This window comes from Anabaena sp. EIM26 (assembly GCF_057568715.1).
This window is the reverse complement of sequence record NZ_JBWNLG010000004.1, coordinates 116,303-138,259: the sequence shown is the minus strand read 5'-3', so window position 1 is coordinate 138,259 and position 21,957 is coordinate 116,303. Positions and strand designations below refer to the sequence as shown.

18 protein-coding genes, 2 pseudogenes and 1 CRISPR repeat array are annotated in these 21,957 nt (G+C 36.7%); of the genes and pseudogenes, 5 read left to right on the top strand and 15 right to left on the bottom strand.

From position 1 onward, the window contains the following. Positions 1 to 341: 341 nt before the first annotated feature. The gene (gene dnaN, locus AC012T_RS28500) at positions 342 to 1,799 is read left to right on the top strand and encodes a DNA polymerase III subunit beta (protein WP_487067549.1); all 1,458 of its coding nucleotides are present in this window, start codon (positions 342 to 344) and stop codon (positions 1,797 to 1,799) included. Between the two features lie 152 nt (positions 1,800 to 1,951). Here the strand turns inward: dnaN and AC012T_RS28495 are convergent. Then, positions 1,952 to 2,215: pseudogene (locus AC012T_RS28495) on the bottom strand (DUF1257 domain-containing protein); the annotation flags it as partial. A gap of 180 nt (positions 2,216 to 2,395) precedes the next feature. Between AC012T_RS28495 and AC012T_RS28490 the strand changes: the two are divergent. The 4 genes from AC012T_RS28490 to holA all read left to right on the top strand — a co-directional run bounded on the left by AC012T_RS28490 (position 2,396) and on the right by holA (position 5,788). Continuing rightward, entirely contained in the window at positions 2,396 to 2,641 is a 246-nt protein-coding gene (locus tag AC012T_RS28490) for a hypothetical protein (RefSeq protein ID WP_487067547.1), read from the top strand. Then, entirely contained in the window at positions 2,638 to 3,084 is a 447-nt protein-coding gene (locus AC012T_RS28485; RefSeq protein ID WP_487067545.1) for a type II toxin-antitoxin system VapC family toxin, read from the top strand. The genes AC012T_RS28490 and AC012T_RS28485 overlap by 4 nt, the downstream gene beginning before the upstream one ends. Before the next feature lie 194 nt (positions 3,085 to 3,278). Continuing rightward, a complete protein-coding gene (gene dnaX, locus AC012T_RS28480) occupies positions 3,279 to 4,796 on the top strand; it encodes a DNA polymerase III subunit gamma/tau (RefSeq protein WP_487067543.1) in 1,518 nt (505 codons plus the stop codon). Then, the gene (gene holA / locus AC012T_RS28475; protein WP_487067541.1) at positions 4,793 to 5,788 is read left to right on the top strand and encodes a DNA polymerase III subunit delta; all 996 of its coding nucleotides are present in this window, start codon (positions 4,793 to 4,795) and stop codon (positions 5,786 to 5,788) included. Before dnaX ends, holA begins: the two co-directional genes overlap by 4 nt. A 1,809-nt stretch (positions 5,789 to 7,597) precedes the next feature. Here holA and AC012T_RS28470 read toward each other — a convergent pair. The 14 genes and pseudogenes from AC012T_RS28470 to AC012T_RS28405 form a co-directional block, all read right to left on the bottom strand. Beyond that, positions 7,598 to 7,816, bottom strand: a pseudogene (locus tag AC012T_RS28470) (RAMP superfamily CRISPR-associated protein); the annotation flags it as partial. A gap of 99 nt (positions 7,817 to 7,915) precedes the next feature. Then, entirely contained in the window at positions 7,916 to 9,031 is a 1,116-nt protein-coding gene (locus AC012T_RS28465; RefSeq protein ID WP_487067539.1) for a type III-B CRISPR module-associated Cmr3 family protein, read from the bottom strand. Then, a complete protein-coding gene (locus AC012T_RS28460; RefSeq protein ID WP_487067537.1) occupies positions 9,016 to 10,689 on the bottom strand; it encodes a Cas10/Cmr2 second palm domain-containing protein in 1,674 nt (557 codons plus the stop codon). Before AC012T_RS28460 ends, AC012T_RS28465 begins: the two co-directional genes overlap by 16 nt. Positions 10,690 to 10,756: 67 nt before the next feature. Then, positions 10,757 to 11,899: a CRISPR-associated protein Csx3 gene (locus AC012T_RS28455; protein WP_487067535.1), complete on the bottom strand. Its 1,143-nt coding sequence runs from the start codon at positions 11,897 to 11,899 to the stop codon at positions 10,757 to 10,759. Then, positions 11,877 to 13,217, bottom strand: a complete 1,341-nt coding sequence (locus AC012T_RS28450) for a ThiF family adenylyltransferase (protein WP_487067533.1) — start codon at positions 13,215 to 13,217, stop codon at positions 11,877 to 11,879. The genes AC012T_RS28455 and AC012T_RS28450 overlap by 23 nt, the downstream gene beginning before the upstream one ends. A gap of 302 nt (positions 13,218 to 13,519) precedes the next feature. Then, positions 13,520 to 14,005 (bottom strand): hypothetical protein, encoded by a 486-nt coding sequence (locus AC012T_RS28445; protein ID WP_487067531.1) that lies wholly within the window; start codon positions 14,003 to 14,005, stop codon positions 13,520 to 13,522. 107 nt (positions 14,006 to 14,112) lie between these two features. Then, complete coding sequence (locus AC012T_RS28440) at positions 14,113 to 14,310, bottom strand: hypothetical protein (protein ID WP_487067529.1); 198 nt, start codon at positions 14,308 to 14,310, stop codon at positions 14,113 to 14,115. 129 nt (positions 14,311 to 14,439) lie between these two features. After that, positions 14,440 to 15,021 (bottom strand): hypothetical protein, encoded by a 582-nt coding sequence (locus AC012T_RS28435; RefSeq protein WP_487067527.1) that lies wholly within the window; start codon positions 15,019 to 15,021, stop codon positions 14,440 to 14,442. A 26-nt stretch (positions 15,022 to 15,047) separates the two neighbouring features. Beyond that, positions 15,048 to 15,623 carry a LabA-like NYN domain-containing protein gene (locus AC012T_RS28430; RefSeq protein ID WP_487067525.1) on the bottom strand — a complete coding sequence of 192 codons (576 nt, stop codon included), beginning with the start codon at positions 15,621 to 15,623 and terminating at the stop codon, positions 15,048 to 15,050. A 142-nt stretch (positions 15,624 to 15,765) separates the two neighbouring features. Next, positions 15,766 to 17,845: a CRISPR direct-repeat array (repeat unit 36 nt; unit sequence GTTTCCAACTAATCCGATTTGAGTTAATCGGTAAAC). Between the two features lie 218 nt (positions 17,846 to 18,063). Further along, positions 18,064 to 18,339 (bottom strand): CRISPR-associated endonuclease Cas2, encoded by a 276-nt coding sequence (gene cas2 / locus AC012T_RS28425; RefSeq protein WP_487067523.1) that lies wholly within the window; start codon positions 18,337 to 18,339, stop codon positions 18,064 to 18,066. Then, on the bottom strand, positions 18,340 to 19,458 hold the full coding sequence (gene cas1 / locus AC012T_RS28420) for a CRISPR-associated endonuclease Cas1 (RefSeq protein ID WP_487067521.1): 1,119 nt from the start codon (positions 19,456 to 19,458) through the stop codon (positions 18,340 to 18,342). Between the two features lie 206 nt (positions 19,459 to 19,664). Continuing rightward, positions 19,665 to 20,618, bottom strand: a complete 954-nt coding sequence (locus tag AC012T_RS28415) for a reverse transcriptase domain-containing protein (protein ID WP_487067519.1) — start codon at positions 20,616 to 20,618, stop codon at positions 19,665 to 19,667. 187 nt (positions 20,619 to 20,805) lie between these two features. After that, positions 20,806 to 21,111: a CRISPR-associated protein Csx3 gene (locus tag AC012T_RS28410; protein WP_487067517.1), complete on the bottom strand. Its 306-nt coding sequence runs from the start codon at positions 21,109 to 21,111 to the stop codon at positions 20,806 to 20,808. A 293-nt stretch (positions 21,112 to 21,404) separates the two neighbouring features. Then, the gene (locus AC012T_RS28405; protein ID WP_487067515.1) at positions 21,405 to 21,872 is read right to left on the bottom strand and encodes a CHAP domain-containing protein; all 468 of its coding nucleotides are present in this window, start codon (positions 21,870 to 21,872) and stop codon (positions 21,405 to 21,407) included. Positions 21,873 to 21,957 lie beyond the last annotated feature (85 nt).

The following is a 21,957-nucleotide window of genomic DNA, read 5'->3' as shown; positions in this document are numbered from 1 at the left end:
TATTGGAAATTTTAATTGTTTAGGCAGACCAAGCCGAGAAAAAAGAAAAAACTTTACCAAAAAGAATCGTGTTAAGATTTGCTGTTTTAAAACTTAAACAGTAAAAATAAATAGCCAAAAAATTTGCTAACCTTATCTGATCCACTACTATCTTTGTACTTGTAATTAGTGGTGGATATTTTTATTTCTGCTATCGCAGTCACCTTGAGGGACTTCCAATTTAAAAAACATCCCACCTCCGGGGTGAAGTGTCTTGCGCCCCTACAAATATACAAATCATTTGAGACAATTTATTTGTTGGAAGTCCCTGATAGTAATGACGCAACCAGAGATAAATAATCATGACTCCAACAGCGCCAAAACAAAAGGTGAAGTCTACAAAGCAGACAAAACAAACAAGTGTTGCTACTCCTGAAATAGACAATGAAGTATCAACAAATATCACAGAAATACCAGGAGTTAACAAGAAAAAATCTACATCTGCAAACGCTGATACACCAACTGAACCCATCCAAAAGAAGGGGAATAAGCGAAAAAAATCCAAATCAAAGTTAAACCCGCCAATACCCAAAGAATTAGGCATGGAGGTAATATGTGAACAAACTAAATTTTACGATGCCCTCTTTTTAGTGAATTGTGCCACTCCAGCTAAACCTAGCCATCCTATTCTTGCCAATGTCCTCATTATTGCAGATGTGGAAACACAACAGATACATCTAACTGTCACAGATATAGCATTAACAATTCAAGCCAGTTTTGCAGCCCAAGTGTTATTAAAGGGTGAAATTACTGTACCAGTGGCAATGCTATTAGAAATAGTCAAGCATTGTCCTAGCGGTAATATATCCTTGAATAGTCAAACTCAGATGACACAGATGACAGATGAGGATAAGCCCACAAAAATCTACTCTCTGTGCTTATCTGATGCCGATGGTAAATATGAAATTAGAGGCATTAGTGCTGAAGAATTTCCGCCTACCAACATAATTGATGCTACTCCTATTTCTCTGCCAACAACAGTTTTCAAAGATGGTTTGAAAGGTGTGCTTTATGCGGTCAGCACGGATGAAAATAAATATATTGTGACTGGAGTTCATATCCAATTTGCACAGGAGAAGTTAAAGTTTATTGGTACTGATGGACATCGAGTGGCTATTACTGAAGTTTCCACTCAAGGAATTGGCAGAAAACTCCGTCAACAAGTTACATCTGAGGAAATGATTAAATTTACTCTTCCTGGTCGTGTGGTCAGAGAAGTAGTGCGTAACTTAGGTGATGATGTAAAATCCATAAATCTGCTGTATGATGCCCAAAGTAATCGCTTGGGTTTTGTTTGGCAAGATGTCATTCTTAGCTGTCAAGTTCTGGAAGGAATTTATCCTGATTGTGAGCAATTATTAGCTAAATTTAGCTTTGAGAAAGAAGTAATTTTAGAAAAAGCACCGCTAGTCAAAGCACTGGAACGGTTAGCTGTGTTAACAGATAAGAAAGAAAAAGGAATTTACTTACAATTTGATGGCAGTTTACAGCAGTTACGGCTATCTATTGAAAGAGAATTTGGCAAAGGTGATCAGGTGATTGTTGCTCATTTACCAACAGAAATGATGTTGAATATCCAGTTTAATCTCAAGTATTTAATCGAAGCTGCTAAAGCTATTCCTAGTTCAAGTATCAAAATGCACTTACAGCAATCAGATCATCCGGCTATGTTAGTTCCTGATGGAGATAGAGCAAATCTAGAAGTGGAAATGTCTATGCTTCATGTCTTACTACCATTGTATATTCCAAAAACATCATGATTGTGAATTTGTGGCTGTAAATCCGGCAAATTAGCTGAGATTTAGAGGGAAAAATAATGATAGCGGTTGCCATGATTTCGCCACCCAAACTATCAATAGTGGTGTTGGTGTAGGCAATCGCACAAAATACCCATTGATGACCAAATTTTAAAGGTTTTATGGGCGTATTTTTGACTAATATTATTAATAAACTCCTGCTGATTAATTTTCGCACCCCCAAAATCTGCCACTAATTCATAACTTTCTCCATTTTTACGAAAACCTAAATCATAACCGTTAGCCTTACGGATAACATATTCAGCATTAGTTGTACTATCCATATAACCACGGACATTGGTATTCTGTTCAACTTGATAACCTAATTATTGCAAAACTTGATGCAGCAGTTTGACAGTTGTAAAATGAAAATAAAAAATTAACTTTTACAACCATCAAATAAAAATCCTGTAAATCCTAGATATCGTGATTCTGACAAAATCATTCAAGAAAAATCCTGTAAATCCCAGAATCCTGGTCATCGTGATTCTGACAATTTAGGTTTATAATTGATATAGAGTGCAATATTACCTATAACCTAGTAAATGACATAGATAATTATGAATGTACAACTTGTTGACTCTCTTGTAGAAATTGTTTCTAAATTAACTCCTGAAGATCAGAAACTTTTTCTATCTAAACTTTCTCATAGAAATATTATTCCAGCAACAGAACAACAAAATTTAACCTCAACAGAAAAAGCCACAAAATTTCAAGAATGGTTATCTCAGTTTCCTCAAAGTAGTATTACCCTACCGGATGAATCACTGCGTCGAGAAAATATTTATGATGATAGAGGAATATGAAAAGCTATTTACTTGATACCAATATTATTCTTAGATTTGCAAATTCCCAATCTCTGGAATATAACCTGATAAGTAATGCTATTTTTCAAATTTTATTACAAGGTAGTCAATGTTTTATTACCTCTCAAGTAATCATTGAATTTTGGGTTGTTGCTACTCGTCCTGTTAATGTCAATGGATTAGGATGGACTGTAGAACAAACAACTCAAGCAGTACAAATGTTAATAAATCAATTTGATTTTCTAGAAGAAACACCAGATGTATTTTCTATTTGGTTGAACTTAGTAACAACATATAATATTTCTGGTAAACGCACTCACGATATACACATATTAGCCGTGATGCTTGCTCATAATATCAGTCATATTTTAACTTTAAACCCAAAAGATTTTCTAGCTGTTCCCGAAATTACGATTATTCATCCTCAAAGTATTAATAGCTAAGAATATTGTGAATGCAATTATCCTGTAAATCCTTTAATCTTGCAAATCGTGATTCTGATAAAATAGCATATTTGGTTAATAATTGGTTTCATGTATCCTGGATGAAGGATAGCATAAATTGTTCACGAACTTAAAATAAAATCTCACCCCCCCTTAACAGGGGCAAGAGCGACGAATTAAGATGAATAAATCCTATGTTTACAGTCGCCCTACATCAAAAATATCGCCCCCAAACTTTAGCAGAATTAGTGGGACAACCTTACATCAAAACTGCTTTAACTAATGCTATCAAACACCTGCAAATTGCCCCAGCTTATTTATTCACAGGTTCTAGAGGTACAGGTAAAACTTCGACTGCACGCATATTTGCCAAATCTCTCAATTGCCTCAACACTAAAAAACCAACTGATAAACCTTGTGGAATTTGTCAATCTTGTCGTTCAATTGAAAGTAGCAATAGTCTAGATGTGAGTGAAATTGATGCTGCTTCAAATAATGGTGTGGATGATGCCCGTGCTTTAATTGAACGCTGTACTTTAGCACCAATAGCAGGACGTTATCGAATTTTTATTCTTGATGAATGTCACTGCTTAACCGGTAATGCCTTCAATGCTTTACTCAAGTGTATTGAAGAACCACCACCTCATGTGGTTTTTATTCTCTGCACCACAGAACAGCACAAGGTTTTACCTACTATTATCAGCCGTTGTCAGGTGTTTAATTTCCGCACTTTATCAATTCAAACAATTGTGCAGCACCTCCGTATTATAGCAGATGCCGAATCTATTGCTGTTGATGATGAGGGATTAAATGCGATCGCTCGACTGAGTGATGGTGGTTTACGGGATGCGCTACAATTACTCGGTCAAGCCAGTCTTTTAGATGTAGATATCACTGCCCATCATGTCATGGAAATCGTTGGTGGTGTCACAGAAGCAGAGCTAATGGCTATTTTACAGGCTATCTCTACCAACAACACTTTTAACTTACTGCAAGTCGCTAGAGTTTTGGTAGACTCTGGGAAAACGCCTAAATTGATTATCTCAAATTTACTGCAAACATATCGAGATTTACTGATTATCAAGTCTGCACCCAAGGAACAAACTTTACTAACTGGTTGTGTCAGCCATACTCAACTCAAAGCTTTTGCCAAACACTGGAATTTTGAGACACTGAATTTATCTTTAGCAGAGTTACAAAAAGCTGAAAATTATCTGCGGTATACTGTCAATGCGGGCGTGTGGCTGGAGGTTTGTTTACTCAATTTGTTGCCCGGTTTATTGCCTGGGGGTGCAATGAAGACGGTAAATATGAAACCAGGGCATGATGGCAAATTGTTACCAACTTATGGCACGTACACCATCAACAAGGTAACTGATAAATCTGTGGATGATCCAGGTAAAGATAGCCTGTTACCAGCAGTTGCAACCAATACCGCTAATACTTCTAATACTGCTAATTTAGCGCAAATTTGGCAGCAGGTGATGGATAAGGCGAAACCCAACCATCAAAAGCTGTTGGCTCATGCAAATCTGGTGAAATTGCAAGGGTCTAAGGCAATTTTAGAGGTGACACCAGCTTATCAGAAAAAGTTTGAGAATAGCAAGGAGGCGATCGCTAAAATGCTGCAACGAGCTACCCAAAGTCCAAAACCTTTGACTGTGTTGATTAAAACTGCCAATCTCAGTAATAATGGGAGGGTCAGAGGATGATTGTCTTGCTCACGGGGGATGATGAATACGCGATTCAGTCACAGCTAAACCAGTACAAGGCAGAGATTGATGCCCAATGGCTGACTCTATGCTATCACCGATTTCCGGCTGTTCAGCTTGACAAAGCTTTGAGTGTGGCTCGGACTCGTTCCCTGACTGGTGGTAAAAAACTGGTAATTGTGGAAAATTGCCACCTCAAGCAGTGGGGTGATACGGAGTTAGAAACTTTGCAACAGTTGGTGCAATTGCCTAATTCGACAATTTTGGTGTTTGTGGCTAATAGTGTGGATAAGCGACTAAAGGTTTACAAGCATTTGGTCAAGTATGGGAAGTTGTTGGAGTTTTCGTTGATACCACCTTGGCGGTATGATTTGATTGAACAGGCAATAGTTTCGCTGGCTGCAAGACTCTACACAAACACCACAGATAATGCTGTGACAGATCAGAAAATTAAACTGCTGTTGTCAGAGGAGGCGGTGACATATTTAGCACAGGCTATTGGTAATGATATGACCCGTACAGCTTCTGAGTTACGCAAATTGTCTATTTATGCTCAGGGTCGAAAGTTGGAGCTTGCAGAGGTACAGGAGTTAGTTCCATGTCAAACTCAGAATAGCCTACAATTGGCTGCGGCTATGCGTGAAGGAAAAAGCCATCAAGTTTTGCAATTGTTGGATGATTTACTGTCTCGTTATCAACCTTTAATAGTGATTGTCAGCACTATTTTAACGCAGTTTAGAACTTGGTTATGGGTGAAGTCTGCGATTGTTTCTGGGGTGAAGAAGGATGGTGAATTAGCTCAACTTTGTAATATCAGTAATCCTCGTCGGGTTTACTATTTGCGTCAGGAGGTAGCGAATACAAATATCAATGCTTTGGCTAGGGCGGTGTCCATGATTTTGGATGTAGAGATGTCTATTAAGCGGGGTGCTGATGGTAGGGATTTATTGGTGGTGATTCTTGGTGTTTGTAGGTTATTTCAGGTAGTTTAATTAGGAGGAAGTTGAGGGATAATTTTGGATTTTGGATTGGATGTTTGATATCGGTCTAAAATCCAAAATTCAGATGATGCTCGCTTTAGCTTACGCTTGCTCGCAATAAAATGATAAGGCGTGTTTTCCCTGAGTTATTGGGATTCATGAATCGGTGTTCTAGCTGTGTAGATTTACTCACCAAATTCGCCTCCATTCTTCCTGACTAGAAAGCCATTGAATAAATGGTTTAGCTTCATCACATTCCTTGGGAAAAATAGTAACTAATTCCAAGTATTGCTGATTCTGTAAAGGATACATCCGATGCCAAAGTCTACCAATCTGGGTTGGATCATTTGATTTATTTTTGTCTTTAACTCTGCCAGTTAAGCAGGTTCGATAAATGAAAGGTGCAGTAATTTGATTATTTGGCTTTGGTGCTTTCTGTAATGCTAAAGATATACTTTGGTTTCGCTGGACACTTGATTTATAAATAGTTTGTTGAGTCTGTTGATTTATCAGTTGTCGGGAAGAATGTAGCAAAGGTATGATCTTAGAATCATTGACATTTTTGGCAATTCTTCCCCACACTTCGACGTTATCACTATGCCATGCTTCTCGCCATTCTGATTCTTTTACTATTTGATTTTGTTTAGGAACTGGTCTGGGTATTGGTCTGTTTAGTTGTAGCTGGTTAGGGTTATTCCGAGTAGGTGCAGGATTAACAATAGGTAATTGAGTAGCACTAGGTGGGGTTTCAATTTTAAAATCTCTTATTTTCATCCATACTTGCGCTGCATTAACTGTTTCTTGAATTATTTTTTTAGCATCCTCTAAATTATTAACTGGATTTTTGTCTTCTTCTAACCAATTCCAATGACAACCAATTAAGTGTTTTTCGTATTTCGGATAAAATATTCTATGATCAGCGCGTCGCCAAGATTTTCCAAATCCTCCTAATAACATCGCAAACTCAGTTAATTTTTCGACTAGGTTTTCTAAATAAGGACGCTCTTCAACATTTTGAATTTGAGTTGATAGTGTCCAAATTAAGTTTCCTGCTACATCATAAGCATCACTTTGATTAACAAAATCCAATTCTAGATGATCTTGCTGAAATGCCATTCCTAGTAATCCTACCTTTTCTTTACCAGGACGAATACCCCCAAATAATTCATCAACAATATCTTCAGCTTGAATTTGATTTAGTCCACCAAATATTCTTAATGCGTGACCTCTGATTGCGGCTCTAAAAATATTGGGTCGGAACTCTTTCCGATCATTAAGAAGTTTAGAAGCTTCTCCTTGTCCCTGGAGTTTTATTTGATAAAGTATCTCACCTGTAGCTGTATCTGATAATCCATATCCGCTACTAACACGACAGCCAATACCGTAACCTAAAGCCTTTTCCCAAATCACCCAAACTTGCTGCCAATTTGTCTCTTCTGGTTTGGTTGTGGAAATACTAAATTTTAGTTCTGGCTGGTATAATGAAATTAGAGTATAGGCACTATGAGAAACATCATTTTTGACTTGGAAATCCTGCTGGGGATGGACGATATCTACTAAGTTTTTTTGCCATTTGTCGTTAATAGGATAGCCTCCATGAAATCGGAGAATGCCAGGTTCAGAATTATCATTATCTGAGTTTGTACCAGATTGACCACAATAGCGATCGCCTGTTCCTTGAGGTAGTCTACCAGCCTTTTCTTCCCGCCGACAAGCCTCTTTGAAAGCTCCTTTCATACTACTACCAGGGTACACAGGCAAACCAAAAGCACCAATTAGGGTGCCCTTACCCTCTTGATCATTTGCAGAATTTTCATCTTCTGTAATAGCTTCATGTCCATACCATTGATTTTCTGCACCTTTTTTGCCTGATCGCATATCTGCACGAAACCGACCCCGGATTGAACTACCTGGTATTATCCCTGTCTGGGTAAATTGATCACGAAAAATCAGGTTTAAGTTACCTGTTTCGTCTCCTGCACTTGCACCGATGTGTAAAGGTGCTAAGGTTTCTATGATGCCGTAAGCTTTTTGATACATTTATAATTCTCCAGATGAATTTTTGACCTTACCCTCTAACTAACTTATCCCCTGCAAGACAGGCAGAAATTAAGCCTATCTGTATGTTGGAAAGAGGCTTCAAAAAGGTTTAATTGCACTCGGTAAAGGTAGGGATAAACCACAACCCCATTTTTTTAATGATGGTCCCTCTTTGGGAAACCAATTTTCAGGCCATTCTTGCCAAGATTTGTTAATTTCTTCTTCTAATACATAAACAGTCCCCGCAGGAACAGCATACCGTCCCCGTGATAATAATTTAGGGGTATTTTGGTTGTTTGCATGATTTTCATGGTTTCCTAAGCGATAACGAAAGGGTTGAGGACGTTCTGTAATGAAAGTTTCTATATTCCAACTTTCTTTATCTTTACTTTCTGAATTTTGTTGTTGATATTTTTCTTGATTACCTTTTTCCAAATTCATAGGTTGTCGTTGAGATAAACGGTTAGAACCCCAAACTCCTGGAGTAATTAAGGCAAAGCTATTTCCTACCGGTTGATTAAATAATGATTGAGTTTGATCTGATAAGGTTTCACAGGCAATATCTACTATATGCCCTTCTCCTCCAAACCGATAGCAACCATCTTCTATAGGAGTATTTGATAAATAAATCAAACAGTTATCAGGATTTAATTGTACAGCATTTTCTAGGAATAAACTACCTTTTTCTAACTCTTGATTAACTGTACGCTCATCTTCTTTCATCCTGGGATGTAAATGGGGTAAAAATTTCCAAGGAGATTTTTCTACCTTTTGGTTTAATAAGATGTTTTGCCAATTATCAATTTCTATCCATGTTCCTTTTTCAAATTTATCAACAATATCTAATGGTTGCCATTGTGGTTTATCCCATTTCAGAAAGTTGACAATTATGTTATCTTCACCGATTTTTTTGACTAAACAATTAAAAGGTGTAGGAACATAAAAGTTTTGGGGGTTGTCATCTTTAGCCCAAAATGGTCCGGCTAGTTGCAAAGGATATAAAACATCTTCTTCCCCTTGATAGTAGGATGCAAATACTCCTGATAATACTGTACTACTAGGAGGAAAGCTACTTCCTGAACGTCCTACTAAATTTTCTGGGGAAAGAAATTTACCTGCACTACCATAGAGAAAACCTAAAGGTGTAATTATGATAATATAGGTAAATTTTGAGGTTTGATTTTGGGAAGATTGATGTTTTATTGTTGTTGACATAGATGAAATCCTATTTTTGCAAGGTTAATGACCCAGTTATTTATGGCTTGGTTGATTTTTTGTTGATCTAAATCACCTGTTACTGTATTATCTATGGTGTAATTAGAGCGATCGCCTAAAATTCCTCCTTCTTGTAATCTGTCATCTTGATTTACTTTATTCCACCAGTTTTTCTGATCTCTTATTATTGCTGCTTGACTAGGAAAATAGATATCAATTAAAGCTAAAGCTATCTCTCTGCTTTCTTTCTTATTTCTACCAAAAGCATGACGAGATTCTAAGGTTGCAACATCATTATATATATGTGTCCAATTTAGAACAGATTTATTATTACTTCTATCTTCATAATTTTGGAGTAAATCTAATAACCACCAAGGACAAACCCATTCTAAATAATTACCATTGTTAAATAAAACCCGCAAAGCAATTCTATCTCTACCGTTGCTTTTAGCAGATTTTTCTGCCTCCCGACAATGTTGTAAAACATCTCTTTGGGGAACACCTGCACCAGTCCACACAAACCCCACACTAGCACAGATATCTTTTTTATTTGGTTTGTCCCAATAATCTGATTTAAACTTAATAAATTCCTGAATACACAAATTAGGCGGTAATTGTTTTCTTGTTTTCATATCATAGAAAATCCCCAAAAAATCATCACCTCCTGCATAAACTACCCGACAACTTTCGGGAGGATGATTTTGAAAATATTTCCCCCATTCTCGCATTTCTTCACTAAATTTATGGGTTTGATCTGGATATCTCTTTAAAAACTTTCCAGCTTCATCACCATCTCCCATAAACCAACCAGTCCAATATTTATTTTCATGTCGGTTTAAATCTTTAAATGTATCAGGATTCAAGTCTTTTGCTAATTGTTCAATATTTTCAAATAATTCTTTAAAATCAATTTCCGTATGCTGAAAATATTGTTTAACTTTCGCAATTAATTGGTTAGAAATTTCCTGATGGGTGATAATTCTTTTGATTAATTCTGGTAAACTTAATTCCTCGCTAGTGTCAATAAATGATTCACCTAATTTATCTTGCAGTTGTTGATAAAATTTGTTAATTAATTCTTTTTGCTTTTGATAATTATACTGGCGAGGATCGGCAATTTTATTCATTTCCGGGTAAGCTACCGCATCAGCACCCGAAAGAGTAGAACTTTCTCCTTGCCAGTTGATACCTGTCCAATCTCGTTGATATTTGCGATTGTTTAATAATTGGCGTGTTTGGGTAATTGTACCATTTTCTTCTTGTACCCAGAAAAATTCCCAAGTATGATGATTCCATAACCGCCAAACTCGATTCCAAGGTCTAAAATCCCATTGTTCTTTTAGTGTTTCCTCTATCCATTCTTTGCAAGTTGAGGTGACACATTCCCAGCCCATATTTAACGCTTCTTTTGCTGCTTCTTCAGGAAAATCACCTTTGATAATAATTTGATTAGGTGTACCTTGAATAACATTAATTAATGCTGGTGAAATGACCTCACAATTATATTTTGGTGTTTCTGCGGTTTTACAGATAATCCAAGCTAGGTAAGAAATTAGGAAAGAACTACCATATAAATCTCGTAACTTCCGGGATTTTTCAATAAAGCCTTGCACCGGAGCAAAACTAATAACTGTGTGTGTTTCTGTAGCTGTATTCAATTAACAAGACTCCCTCTATTTTAATTGTTAATTTCTGAAAAAATGCTAATTTAGGTTTTTTTAAGATTTAACATTTCGTTAAATGAATCAAAACTTCCGCTAGAGCTTGCACCATCGGACGAGTTGATAAATTTTCTCCTCTCTCTAAACGATGAACCTTACCTCTAAGTAATGGTGCTGTTTGCAGTAATTCATTAGTGTTTAACTGCCAATTTTCAGGATGGTATACTTCATCTTCAGTTGCATCTAACTGACTATGAATTTTGGCTACTACTTTTAGCCCCAGGGATTGACAAAAATCTTCCCAGTCGGCAAACTCATCTATGTTCCCTGATAAAATAACTGCGTGGGTTGCTGGCTTCATAATTGTCTTATTTTCTGGTGAAGTTTTACCACCAACATCAATAATATTTATTGCTTGGTTAGCACTTTTCACCCATTGAGAAACCTGTTGAGCAAATTCTGGAGTATGTTCAGATTTCCCCAAGGGTTTTTCACTGATGGCTAATTCCTGATTTTGTTCATAAGTTTTTTGATACCATGATCCTTCTCCGTCGGGACAAGCGGTGATTATATAAGGATAAGGTGCGTTTAAAGTTCCTAAGATTGCTTGTTTTAAACCTTCTCGTAAGCATGATTTCCCCGAATGAGGAGGTCCACACAGCACCACTTTAATAGTATTACGCTCTGATTGCTTTTCTTCTGTTTCAATTACATCCCCCACTTTGTATGATGAACAGTGAGAAATAACAACTATGTAGTTTTTATATCTTAGTGAACCAGTTGGTGTATTGATTTTACGGCCTAGTTTGGGATCGAGTACGGCGACTACTTCGTATAAATGAGCTAGTTTGTGAGAAAGAATATAAGCAACAGGGAGAGATTGAGGTCCGTCAATTAAAATACGATGTCCACCAGTAATTTTCCCAGAATCAATCATTTGATTTAATAATTCTACGGCATCTTTGGCAATGCGATCGCCCTGTGCTGGTAAAGTACGATTAAACCCAACCCGTAAAACCTCACCTTCTAGCTGAATTTGATAGCTATACATTTTCTCTGCACCGTGTTTTTCTAGCAACTTTGTTACTATGACATACCACTGGAAAAGGCATCTTCCATGAGATGCCATTAATGGTAGGTTGGGTTGACGCAAGGAAACCCAACATTTCCCAACCATTTGATGTTCAACTACAAAAGTAACAATCATCTGTCTCTAAATACTCAGTATCGGTTTTTCGCCAATCACTACCAGGAAAGTCATAAATCCAATCAATACCCGCATCTACATTTAAAAACCCGCTTACCATACCATGAATTACACCTACAGCCGTACTAGCACAGATACTATTTAACCAAAATACCGCCGGATCATTCACACCTTCCAAATAACCAGCACCGGCAGCCATTTGATGAATTTCACTAGGTGCAGATTCTAAAGCCGCGCGTTGCAGATTAATAATGTTACCGCACATTAAACACCAACCACCCCCTAAAGGTGGAACAGTAATTCTGCAATACATCCGGGGGGTTTTATCTGGTTTAACATCAATATGAGTACCCAAACAGACAAAGGGACGCATATATTCTAAAGCCAATTCTTGGGCAGTTTTGCGAGAAAGATGGTTATCTGTAGCAACGACTATTAAATCACAACTAGCTATTTCTCGTTTAGCTAATTCACTTTCAATTGAAGTGGGTATGGTTTTGACGGATGAACCTTGAGGGTAAATTTTCTTAATCAGATGCTTGACATAATTCACTTTATACCATTGTTGTTCTACCATTTCTGGTGTTGCACCAGGCATTCGGTTGAGGTTAACGGTTTCTAATTTATCGGGATCAATTAATACCCAGTTTTTTACACCTAATCGCCCTAATAATTCGGCGAAAATTGCCCCAATACCACCACAGCCAATTAATCCTACTTTTAGCTGATTTAGTTGTTGCTGATTGGCATGACCAAAGATTTGCTGACGGGTAAACATTATATCTGTGTTATTTATTTCATCTTGATTGTTAGAAATGGGAAATAATGAATTACAGAAAATCACTTCCTCAAAATTATGTCCTTTTCTATCCCAAATTCGGAATTGATAAGATTGTAAGTTTTGATCAAAGACACCAGAAATTAGGCGGTGTTTTTTAGTAAAGTTAGAGGAGATAAACCGGGCATATTCTGATTCATGACGGTCATCAACATAGGAAAAATCTGGTATACCATGACCTGCATGAGTATGAATGTGAACTATATCTAATCCTGGTTGTAAATGATTTTCTAAGAGATAAGTATGAAAATGCTGTTTTAATACTAATCCACTGGTGGTTTGATATTCGTAACAATCTGCATCAGGGACAACCCAAGCTTTAGGAATGTAGCGAACTTGATGTTTGGAGATTTGTTGACGTTGGCAAAATAAAAAACCAATAACTTCTTCGTTTAAGCTACGAGATTCAAGGAGAGCATCTCGTATTTTTGACCACATTTTTGGCGGGATATGTAGGTAGATTGCAGTAGGTTTATTCATTTTTTTTGGTGTATTGTAGTGAGATGGATAATAGTTTTGATCCCCCCAAATACCCTTAAAAGGGGGGCTATTCGATAAAATTCCCGACTTACTTAATATCAATTGATAATTTATGGAGAAGATAAAAAATAAGTCGGGGATCTAGAGTAATTAAGTAAGTCGGCTCGAAAAAACCGTAGACGCGCAGCAGCTTCTGGAAGAGTGGTATGTGACAAAATATAAAATCTCTGAAAGTCTTTTCCCTCTTACCTCTTACCTTTTGCCTTGCCATAACGACAATTTTCAAAGCAAACTACTTACTATTAATCTTCACTGTTAATAGCGTGGCGGGCGGTGACAAATAATGTGGCAAGATTATGCCCTTTTTCTACGTTATTACTAGGTCGCCAAGAGTTTAACCAAACATCATGATTAAATCCTCCACCTAATCCAACACAGTACCAATACCATCCTTCTTCGCTCAAGAATGGCGCACCATAATAGCTTTGTCTGGTGAAGTGATGATCTCCCTCTTCTACGGTGTTCCAAGGATAGTTAAGATAACAGCCAATGGGGGGAAGTCGTGGGTAATCTTGTGGTAATAAAAACAGGATATCTGTGTTAGAAGCTTTGAATTTTCTAGAAGATAAGGGCATTCCTTTGATCAGGATAGCTGTATATTTAATATCGCCAATTGTTTTGTTACCAACAATGATATTTTTGGCGACTTTTTCTAATAGCTTGAGTTCTTCTATCATTCTCAAGTTTGGTTGAGAACCAAATTTATCATCATTAATGAGAATTGCCATAATTTATTTTGATTTGATTTACTAATACGGCAGTTTATCGGCTGATTAATGCACAGTTTTAGGTGATGGGGAATAGTTAGACTATTCCCTATTCCCTGTTGTAATTTCTATCCTTTGACAATTTTGGGAACTGTCCAAACTTTTGCGCCTTCTTTGAGTGCTTCGTTATTTTTCAAAGGACGAGTACCAGAAAAGCCTTCTTCCATGACATCATCTTGACCAATTTCTGGTAATCTTTTTCTTAAATCTTCTATGGTTGTACCTTCTGGTAAATCTACTAATTTGCCATTAACTATCGCTCTCATTTAATTACCTCGCTTTTTTGTGTAATTAATACTAAATTGAACTAATTTGAAATTTGATGATGTTGGTATTTATTTGGCAACACAGATAAAATGGGGAGCATCCCAATTTTGCAAAAACATTGCAAATTGTCATTCTGAGCGGAACGGAGTGAAGCGTTCGCGTAGCGTTCTGAAGGAAAGAATCCTGCGAGATGCTTCATTGCGCTTCGCTTCATTCAGCATGACACTAAACTTACATATTTGGGATGCTCCCGATAAAATGTTAGTTTCTGCGTGTTTGAAAGAACTATTCCGCCGATGATTTTTTTGATTATTCACGCCAATCATTAGCCACAAACTTACTAAACCAATAATTGTAATAAATTTGAGAATCATTAATCGTTTAGCTTGATTTGACGTTACTAGTTCTAAACTGTTAATTCTTTTCTCCAGTTTTTGTAGGGAGACTTTTATGGTACTAACTTCTCTATTAACCTTCTGCACTGAGGAGCTAATATTACTAATCTCCGTGTAATTTTTTTGCAGGTAGGCATTAATAGTGGTTACATTTTCGCTAACTTGTTGGAAGTATTGGGTATAGTCTTGTTTATTGAGTACAGTGACTTGAGTTTCTAAGTTATCGCAACGTTGAGTTACCTGTTCAGTTACTTCTATTAGTTCTTGTAACTGATTTATTTCTTCACTGATTAATTTGCCATTGATTGTTTTCATGAATAACTCCTATTTTGATTGTATATTCATGAATCAAAAATATTAGTGTTACCAATGCGGTGATAATTTTGGTTAGTATCATGTTGATCAAATTGATCAAATACTTCAGTTAAATCAACTATGCTGTTAGCGGCGTTTTTTAATTCACTGCCTAATGATTGTTCTACTGAAGCTACTTCTACTCTAATCCCTCTTCTTCTGAGTTTTTCTGCTAAATATGCAAAATCAGAGTCTCCTGTGACTAAAACAATGATGTCTGGTTTCACTTCTAACGCTAGTTCAATGGCATCCATTGCCATGACAACATCAATATTATTTTCGTAATCATCTCCTTTGGCTTTACCTTCTCTGGTGACAACTAAAAAGCCGTTACTTTTTGCCCAATAGATAAATCTTTCTTTGCTTTTGCGTTGTTCTTCAAATCTTTCTTTGGCAGGTGGTAATCCTACATAAATGACTATTTCTATTAGTTCTCTCCCTTCTTTGGGATCTGCTAAATAGTCTCGCAATTTGTGCCAGCCAATTTTGCGGTTAAAGCTTTGTGCTGTCATGAAGGTGTTATCACCGTCTGCAAGTATCATTACCCGACGCGGATTTATCATATTGTCTCACCGTTTGTTTGTGGGTTTTGTTTTGTTATTTCCCATTAAACAGGTAGGTGGAAAAGGCATTTTCCGATTGCTTGGGATGGGCTTTACATAAAGAGGATATAGGGGTTTAGCATTGCTAAACCCCTACCTATAGCTTTCCAACTAATCCGATTTGAGTTAATCGGTAAACACTGTGAAGCTTTTTTTTTCCGGCAGAAGTTCAAGAAAGGTTTCCAACTAATCCGATTTGAGTTAATCGGTAAACGAGTCAAACGTTGTTCGTGTTGAAACGGGAGATAACGTTTCCAACTAATCCGATTTGAGTTAATCGGTAAACCTTAATAGATTGCTAACAGCTTCGTTTGTCATTGTCTTGGTTTCCAACTAATCCGATTTGAGTTAATCGGTAAACAAAGTGGTTTTCATTTCCCAGCAGTGCTAGCTCAAGAGTTTCCAACTAATCCGATTTGAGTTAATCGGTAAACTCAGCAAAAATCTCAAATTTTCGACCAGTTGGTAAAGTTTCCAACTAATCCGATTTGAGTTAATCGGTAAACACATTTAATGGCAAATGGAATCCAAAAGTGGCTGAGCATCCTGAAGTTTCCAACTAATCCGATTTGAGTTAATCGGTAAACAAGGCAAGAAGTACTCGATCTCTGTTTTTGAGTTTCCAACTAATCCGATTTGAGTTAATCGGTAAACGTGAGAAAAAGTATTTACAATCAGAGAAGAGGTAGTGTTTCCAACTAATCCGATTTGAGTTAATCGGTAAACCACTTTTGAAAGTTTGTTTTGGGATAGACTTTAGCTAATTGTTTCCAACTAATCCGATTTGAGTTAATCGGTAAACAAAAAAGACATAGTGGGAATAAACGGAGGAAGAGATGTTTCCAACTAATCCGATTTGAGTTAATCGGTAAACTGTTTCAAGTGTCAATGCGAACTCATCATTACCTGGGTTTCCAACTAATCCGATTTGAGTTAATCGGTAAACTAAAAGCTAACATGGGACGCGTCCAAGCTCCCACAGAAGCTGTTTCCAACTAATCCGATTTGAGTTAATCGGTAAACCATGTATGCAGGTTTTTAACATACAATCAGAAGATTCGTTTCCAACTAATCCGATTTGAGTTAATCGGTAAACGAAACTGGCACTGATCCCAACTTCAATGGTTGGGTTTCCAACTAATCCGATTTGAGTTAATCGGTAAACCAAAATGGAAACCCTCAACAAGTTTCCTCTTGGTGTTTCCAACTAATCCGATTTGAGTTAATCGGTAAACCTTTCTAAAATTAAAGGAAAATTCTCAAATGTCTAGTTTCCAACTAATCCGATTTGAGTTAATCGGTAAACGACAACACTCCTGCTGGTCCGGCAGGTTCTAGTTTCCAACTAATCCGATTTGAGTTAATCGGTAAACGTAAATGGTCTAATACCAATTTTAGAACCGGGCAGTTCTAATGTTTCCAACTAATCCGATTTGAGTTAATCGGTAAACTATAGACTAGTTTGTAGAAAAATCAAAGCAACTGATACTGTTTCCAACTAATCCGATTTGAGTTAATCGGTAAACAAGAAATTCTAGGCAAAAGAGAAAATGCAAAATGTTTCCAACTAATCCGATTTGAGTTAATCGGTAAACAGCTATACATTAACCGCCAATGGCATGACACCAGCAAGTTTCCAACTAATCCGATTTGAGTTAATCGGTAAACGTTTAGAAAGGTGGTGTAGATTTGCACTTTCAGCACAACGTTTCCAACTAATCCGATTTGAGTTAATCGGTAAACGTGTTCAACGGTATGATGAAATGTATGGCATAGGAAAGTTTCCAACTAATCCGATTTGAGTTAATCGGTAAACGCGGCAGAAATTGCAACAGTAAACGGGGTAGAAATAGTTTCCAACTAATCCGATTTGAGTTAATCGGTAAACAAGGAGAAAATTGATGGCAGTTACAAGTGGTAAAAGGTTTCCAACTAATCCGATTTGAGTTAATCGGTAAACTAATACATTTTTAGATTTTTGGTTCAATAGTGCCTCGTTTCCAACTAATCCGATTTGAGTTAATCGGTAAACTACAACACAGGCAAGCTAAATCAGCCTAGATTAATCGTTTCCAACTAATCCGATTTGAGTTAATCGGTAAACAAGTCTATATTGACAAACAGTGGCACGATAGCACTGACCAAAAGTTTCCAACTAATCCGATTTGAGTTAATCGGTAAACTGTTCGCCTAGCAGCCTTTACCCAGTAAGGGTTTCAGCCGCCAAATCGACGCACCTCTAAAAAAGATTATACACACAGGCAAAAATCGAGTCAAATACATAGCTGAAACCCTCTCTCAGTAAGCAATCGACGCACCTCAACGAAAAATATAGGGTTTTGAGGATTTGCCGAGGTGCGTCGATGAGATGATACAAAATCCCCATCAAAAACGCTCAAACCTAGATAACATAATACTTTGGCGGTGATTGAGGTGTTTCACTACCAATAACTAACACCCTAGAAACCGCCTCCTCAGAAATCCAATAAAAGCGCACATTATCTTCCGTCGGCTTCACTAACTTTTTCACCTTTTCATGAAGTTCTCGCATTTCATCTAAATTAAGGAAACATTCAAACACAGAAAATTGAACACGGCGGCCATATCCCTCTAAAAATTTAGATAACTTAGTCCGCCTTTTATCATGAGGAATATCATACACAACAAGCACTAACATTTATATTGATCTTAAAAAAGCTTCATAATTAATACCTGATAATAAACATTGTTTATATCTTCTAACCTGTAAATGAATTACATGACGATAAGTTACTGGAGATTGCAAATCTGGGTGCGATGTTTCCTCATTCATCCGAGCTTCAAATTGCTTGAGAAAAATCCTTCTAGCAGATTGATTTAAATACACACCTCCTGTACTAGCAACAATATCAAAATCATGAGGCTTGAACACAGCATTATTAATAATCTTTAAAATCAAACTATCAACAATCGGAGAACGAAACTCCTCCATCAAATCAAAAGCTAAATAAGGTTTTTGTTTTTCCCCATAGTGAAAATTACCCAAATAGGGAGAAAGCCCTTCTGCAATAATGAAACCCAAGACATTATTAAATAACAGAGTATAGCCAAAACTCAACAAAGAATTAATTGGGTCTGTAGGTGGTTGACGATTACGCAAAGCAAACTCAAACTTAGGATTAGTAATCAACTTACCAAAAGCCGGAAAATATCTAGCAGCAGCTACCCCTTCATAACCCCGAAGACTATCTACATTCTCCACCAATTCCAAATAATCAATATCTTGACTAATACCAAAAATCGCCTTTTCCACTTCTGTAATTTTGCGTTTCCGGTTCAAGCGCAACAATAGCTGTTTAGAATTCGTCAACTTACCATAAACAATTGCCTTACAAACATGAAATTGGAAATAATAATCATTACGTTTGGCAACCTGGACTAATTGATGATCTAAATTAGTGGCAGATTCACTCCATAAATGACCATGATATAAACCACTTTGACTCAGAAATACCACCGGAATTTCTTCCTGTAAACAAGCTTGAATTACTGGAGTTGATAATTGAATATTCCCAAAAACTAGAATTTGCTGTACTTCCCGAATTGGTACTTCCATCTTCGGCTTTTCTGCCACATAAATAATAAACCGTTGATAGTCTTTATAGATAGTAGTACCTTGTTCAATCAGATATATAACTGCCATTTCTCGATGCCAAATATTTTTCTGAAAAACACTATTATCCTCCTCATATTCAGGAGGTAAACTTGTTTCAACTTCTGCGATAAAAGGTTGATGGAGAGTAGCAATATCTGCCATACTCTCGTTAATCCCGTTCCCAATCTCCATACTAATTTTGTTAATCTCGTTTCCAGTCTCCAGACTGGGAACGAATTGTGAAAGTCTCTGACTCTCTTGTTGTGGAGGTAGAACCTCCCAGATTTCATTCCCACGCAGAGCATGGGAACGAGAGATAAGAGTATGATGAGGAGAGGTAAGAGTATGGGAAGGAGATGTAGATGAATTTATCTCCAAAATAGAGGCTTCAGGACTTTTTTTTTACGATATCTTTTACCTTGATTTTTATTCTGCTGTTCCTCAATTCCAGATTTTAGCTTACTCTTATTTGCATCTACCGGAAAAATTGCATTATCTAAAAAACCATGACCTAAAAATCTGAACCCTCTTTGAAAATTAGTAATTCGGCTTTTCTCCAAATTCAACATTAACCCCAGAGAATCTAAAAGACTGATAATTTCTGACTTAGCTTGAAATATCCGTTCTTGACTAGATGCTAACACCAAAAAATCATCAGCATAACGCACCAACTTTAAATCAGTAGCAGATACCAACTCATCAAACTCATGCAAATAAATGTTAGCCAAAATCGGAGAAATTACCGCCCCTTGAGGAATACCTTTTTGTGGTAAAATCAAACCTTCTGATGTTGATACTCCCACAGAAATCCAAGATTTAATTAAACATAAAATCCCTGGATGTTCTATATGTACTCTCACAGCTTTTAACAACCGGGAATGATCGATATTATCAAAAAACTTGACTATATCCCCATCCAAAACCCAAACATAACCCATATCTCGCCAATCAGCGATTTTTTCCACTGCATTGATGTAAGATAAATTAGGACGATAGGCAAAACTAGCATCAGAAAATTTATCTTCCAACACAGGATACAGCACATTTAATAAAGCCTGTTGTACAATTCTGTCTTTAACAATTGGGATTTTTAATTCTCTTTGAGTGCCGTTCTTTTTAGGAATAACTACCTGTTTACAAGGAAGTGGTTGATAACTACCATTAGCTACAGCATTGAGCAATTGATAAATATTTACAGTTTGATTACGTGCAAAATTATCAATTGTTTCTCCATCTATCCCTGCACAACCGCGATTTTCAGCTACCTTTTCCCAAGCACATTGGAAATTATTGATATCCAGAAATCTGTTTGTAATATCCATTGTTATTAGTTATTTTTGTCAAAATCAGGATATCCAGGATTTTAGGGTTTACAGGATGTAATTTACTAATTATCAATTACCTATTTTGTCTGAATCAGGATATCCAGGATTTTAGGATTTACAGGATGTATTAATTAGTAATGCGTAATTAATGATTTGATTTTTTACCCATTACCTATTACCCAGATTAATCAATTAAATCACCTAATTGATAGGCTGGATTGTGAGTAATACAGATTACATACTTGCCTAATTTGGGATCAAAACATCCGACGGCACCATAAAGATGAGCTACTTTGTGGGCTAAAACAAAAGCAATTGGGATAGAAGCAGCACCATTAATTTTTAACAGTTGTCCGCCAGTTAATTCTCCTATCTGAGACATTTCTTCTAGTCGTGCAGATGCACCTTTAACAATTTGGTTATTTTGAGCAGGTTTACCAAATGCAACCTGTAGAACGTCGTCTTTTAACTGAATTTTGTAAGTAGCCATAGCTTCTGTTATTAGGGAATAGTTAGATTATATATATCACTGGAAAAAGCGTTTTCTTGATAAGTGTTTCTATGAAAAACTTATATTAATTTACATAAACTATAGCGATTATCGCTAAGATGCAATACAATTGAGGGCGCAGATCCTGCGCCCCAACAGAGTTTGCGATTGGCTGACTGTATCTCACTCAAGTGCATACCGCTATATCTTGTTTATTTATATTAAAAAAGCGGGCTGAATAGCCCGCACAACAACATGAGATTATATTGGGTAAAAACAAACTAAAATCTTAACTAACGCACCCAATAGGTAACATCTCTACGACCATTTACAGAAGTACGGAAGTTAGTAATATTAACGTTGTTACAACCAGCTTCCCTAAATAAATTTCTGCTTCCCTGATTAGCACCTTTTACACTCAGTCTACCTTGTCCATCAATACCATTAATGATACCAACATGACCATAAGTAGTGTTAGCACCAGGGAAAGATGGTTGCATAATGACAACAGCACCGAATTGAGGTTGAGAAATCCGTCTGAAACCATGACGCGGTAGTGAATAAATCATGTCTTTGGCATTACCAACTGATTGATTAATACTAAAAACATTTTTTACATATCCAACACATTGACAAAAAATAGATGCTTGACTAGGTGCAGCTATGGGCAGAGTAGCAGCGAAACTTAAACTAGTCAAACTACCAGCAAGCAGAAGTTTTTCCAAGGAAATGGCTTTGATAACAGACGTTAAACTTGGCATAATGATGGTTTTGAAGTAAATAAGTTGTGAGTAAAAAATCGCCGTCAAATTTGCATCCAAAAGATATAGTTTGAATACTTAAAGC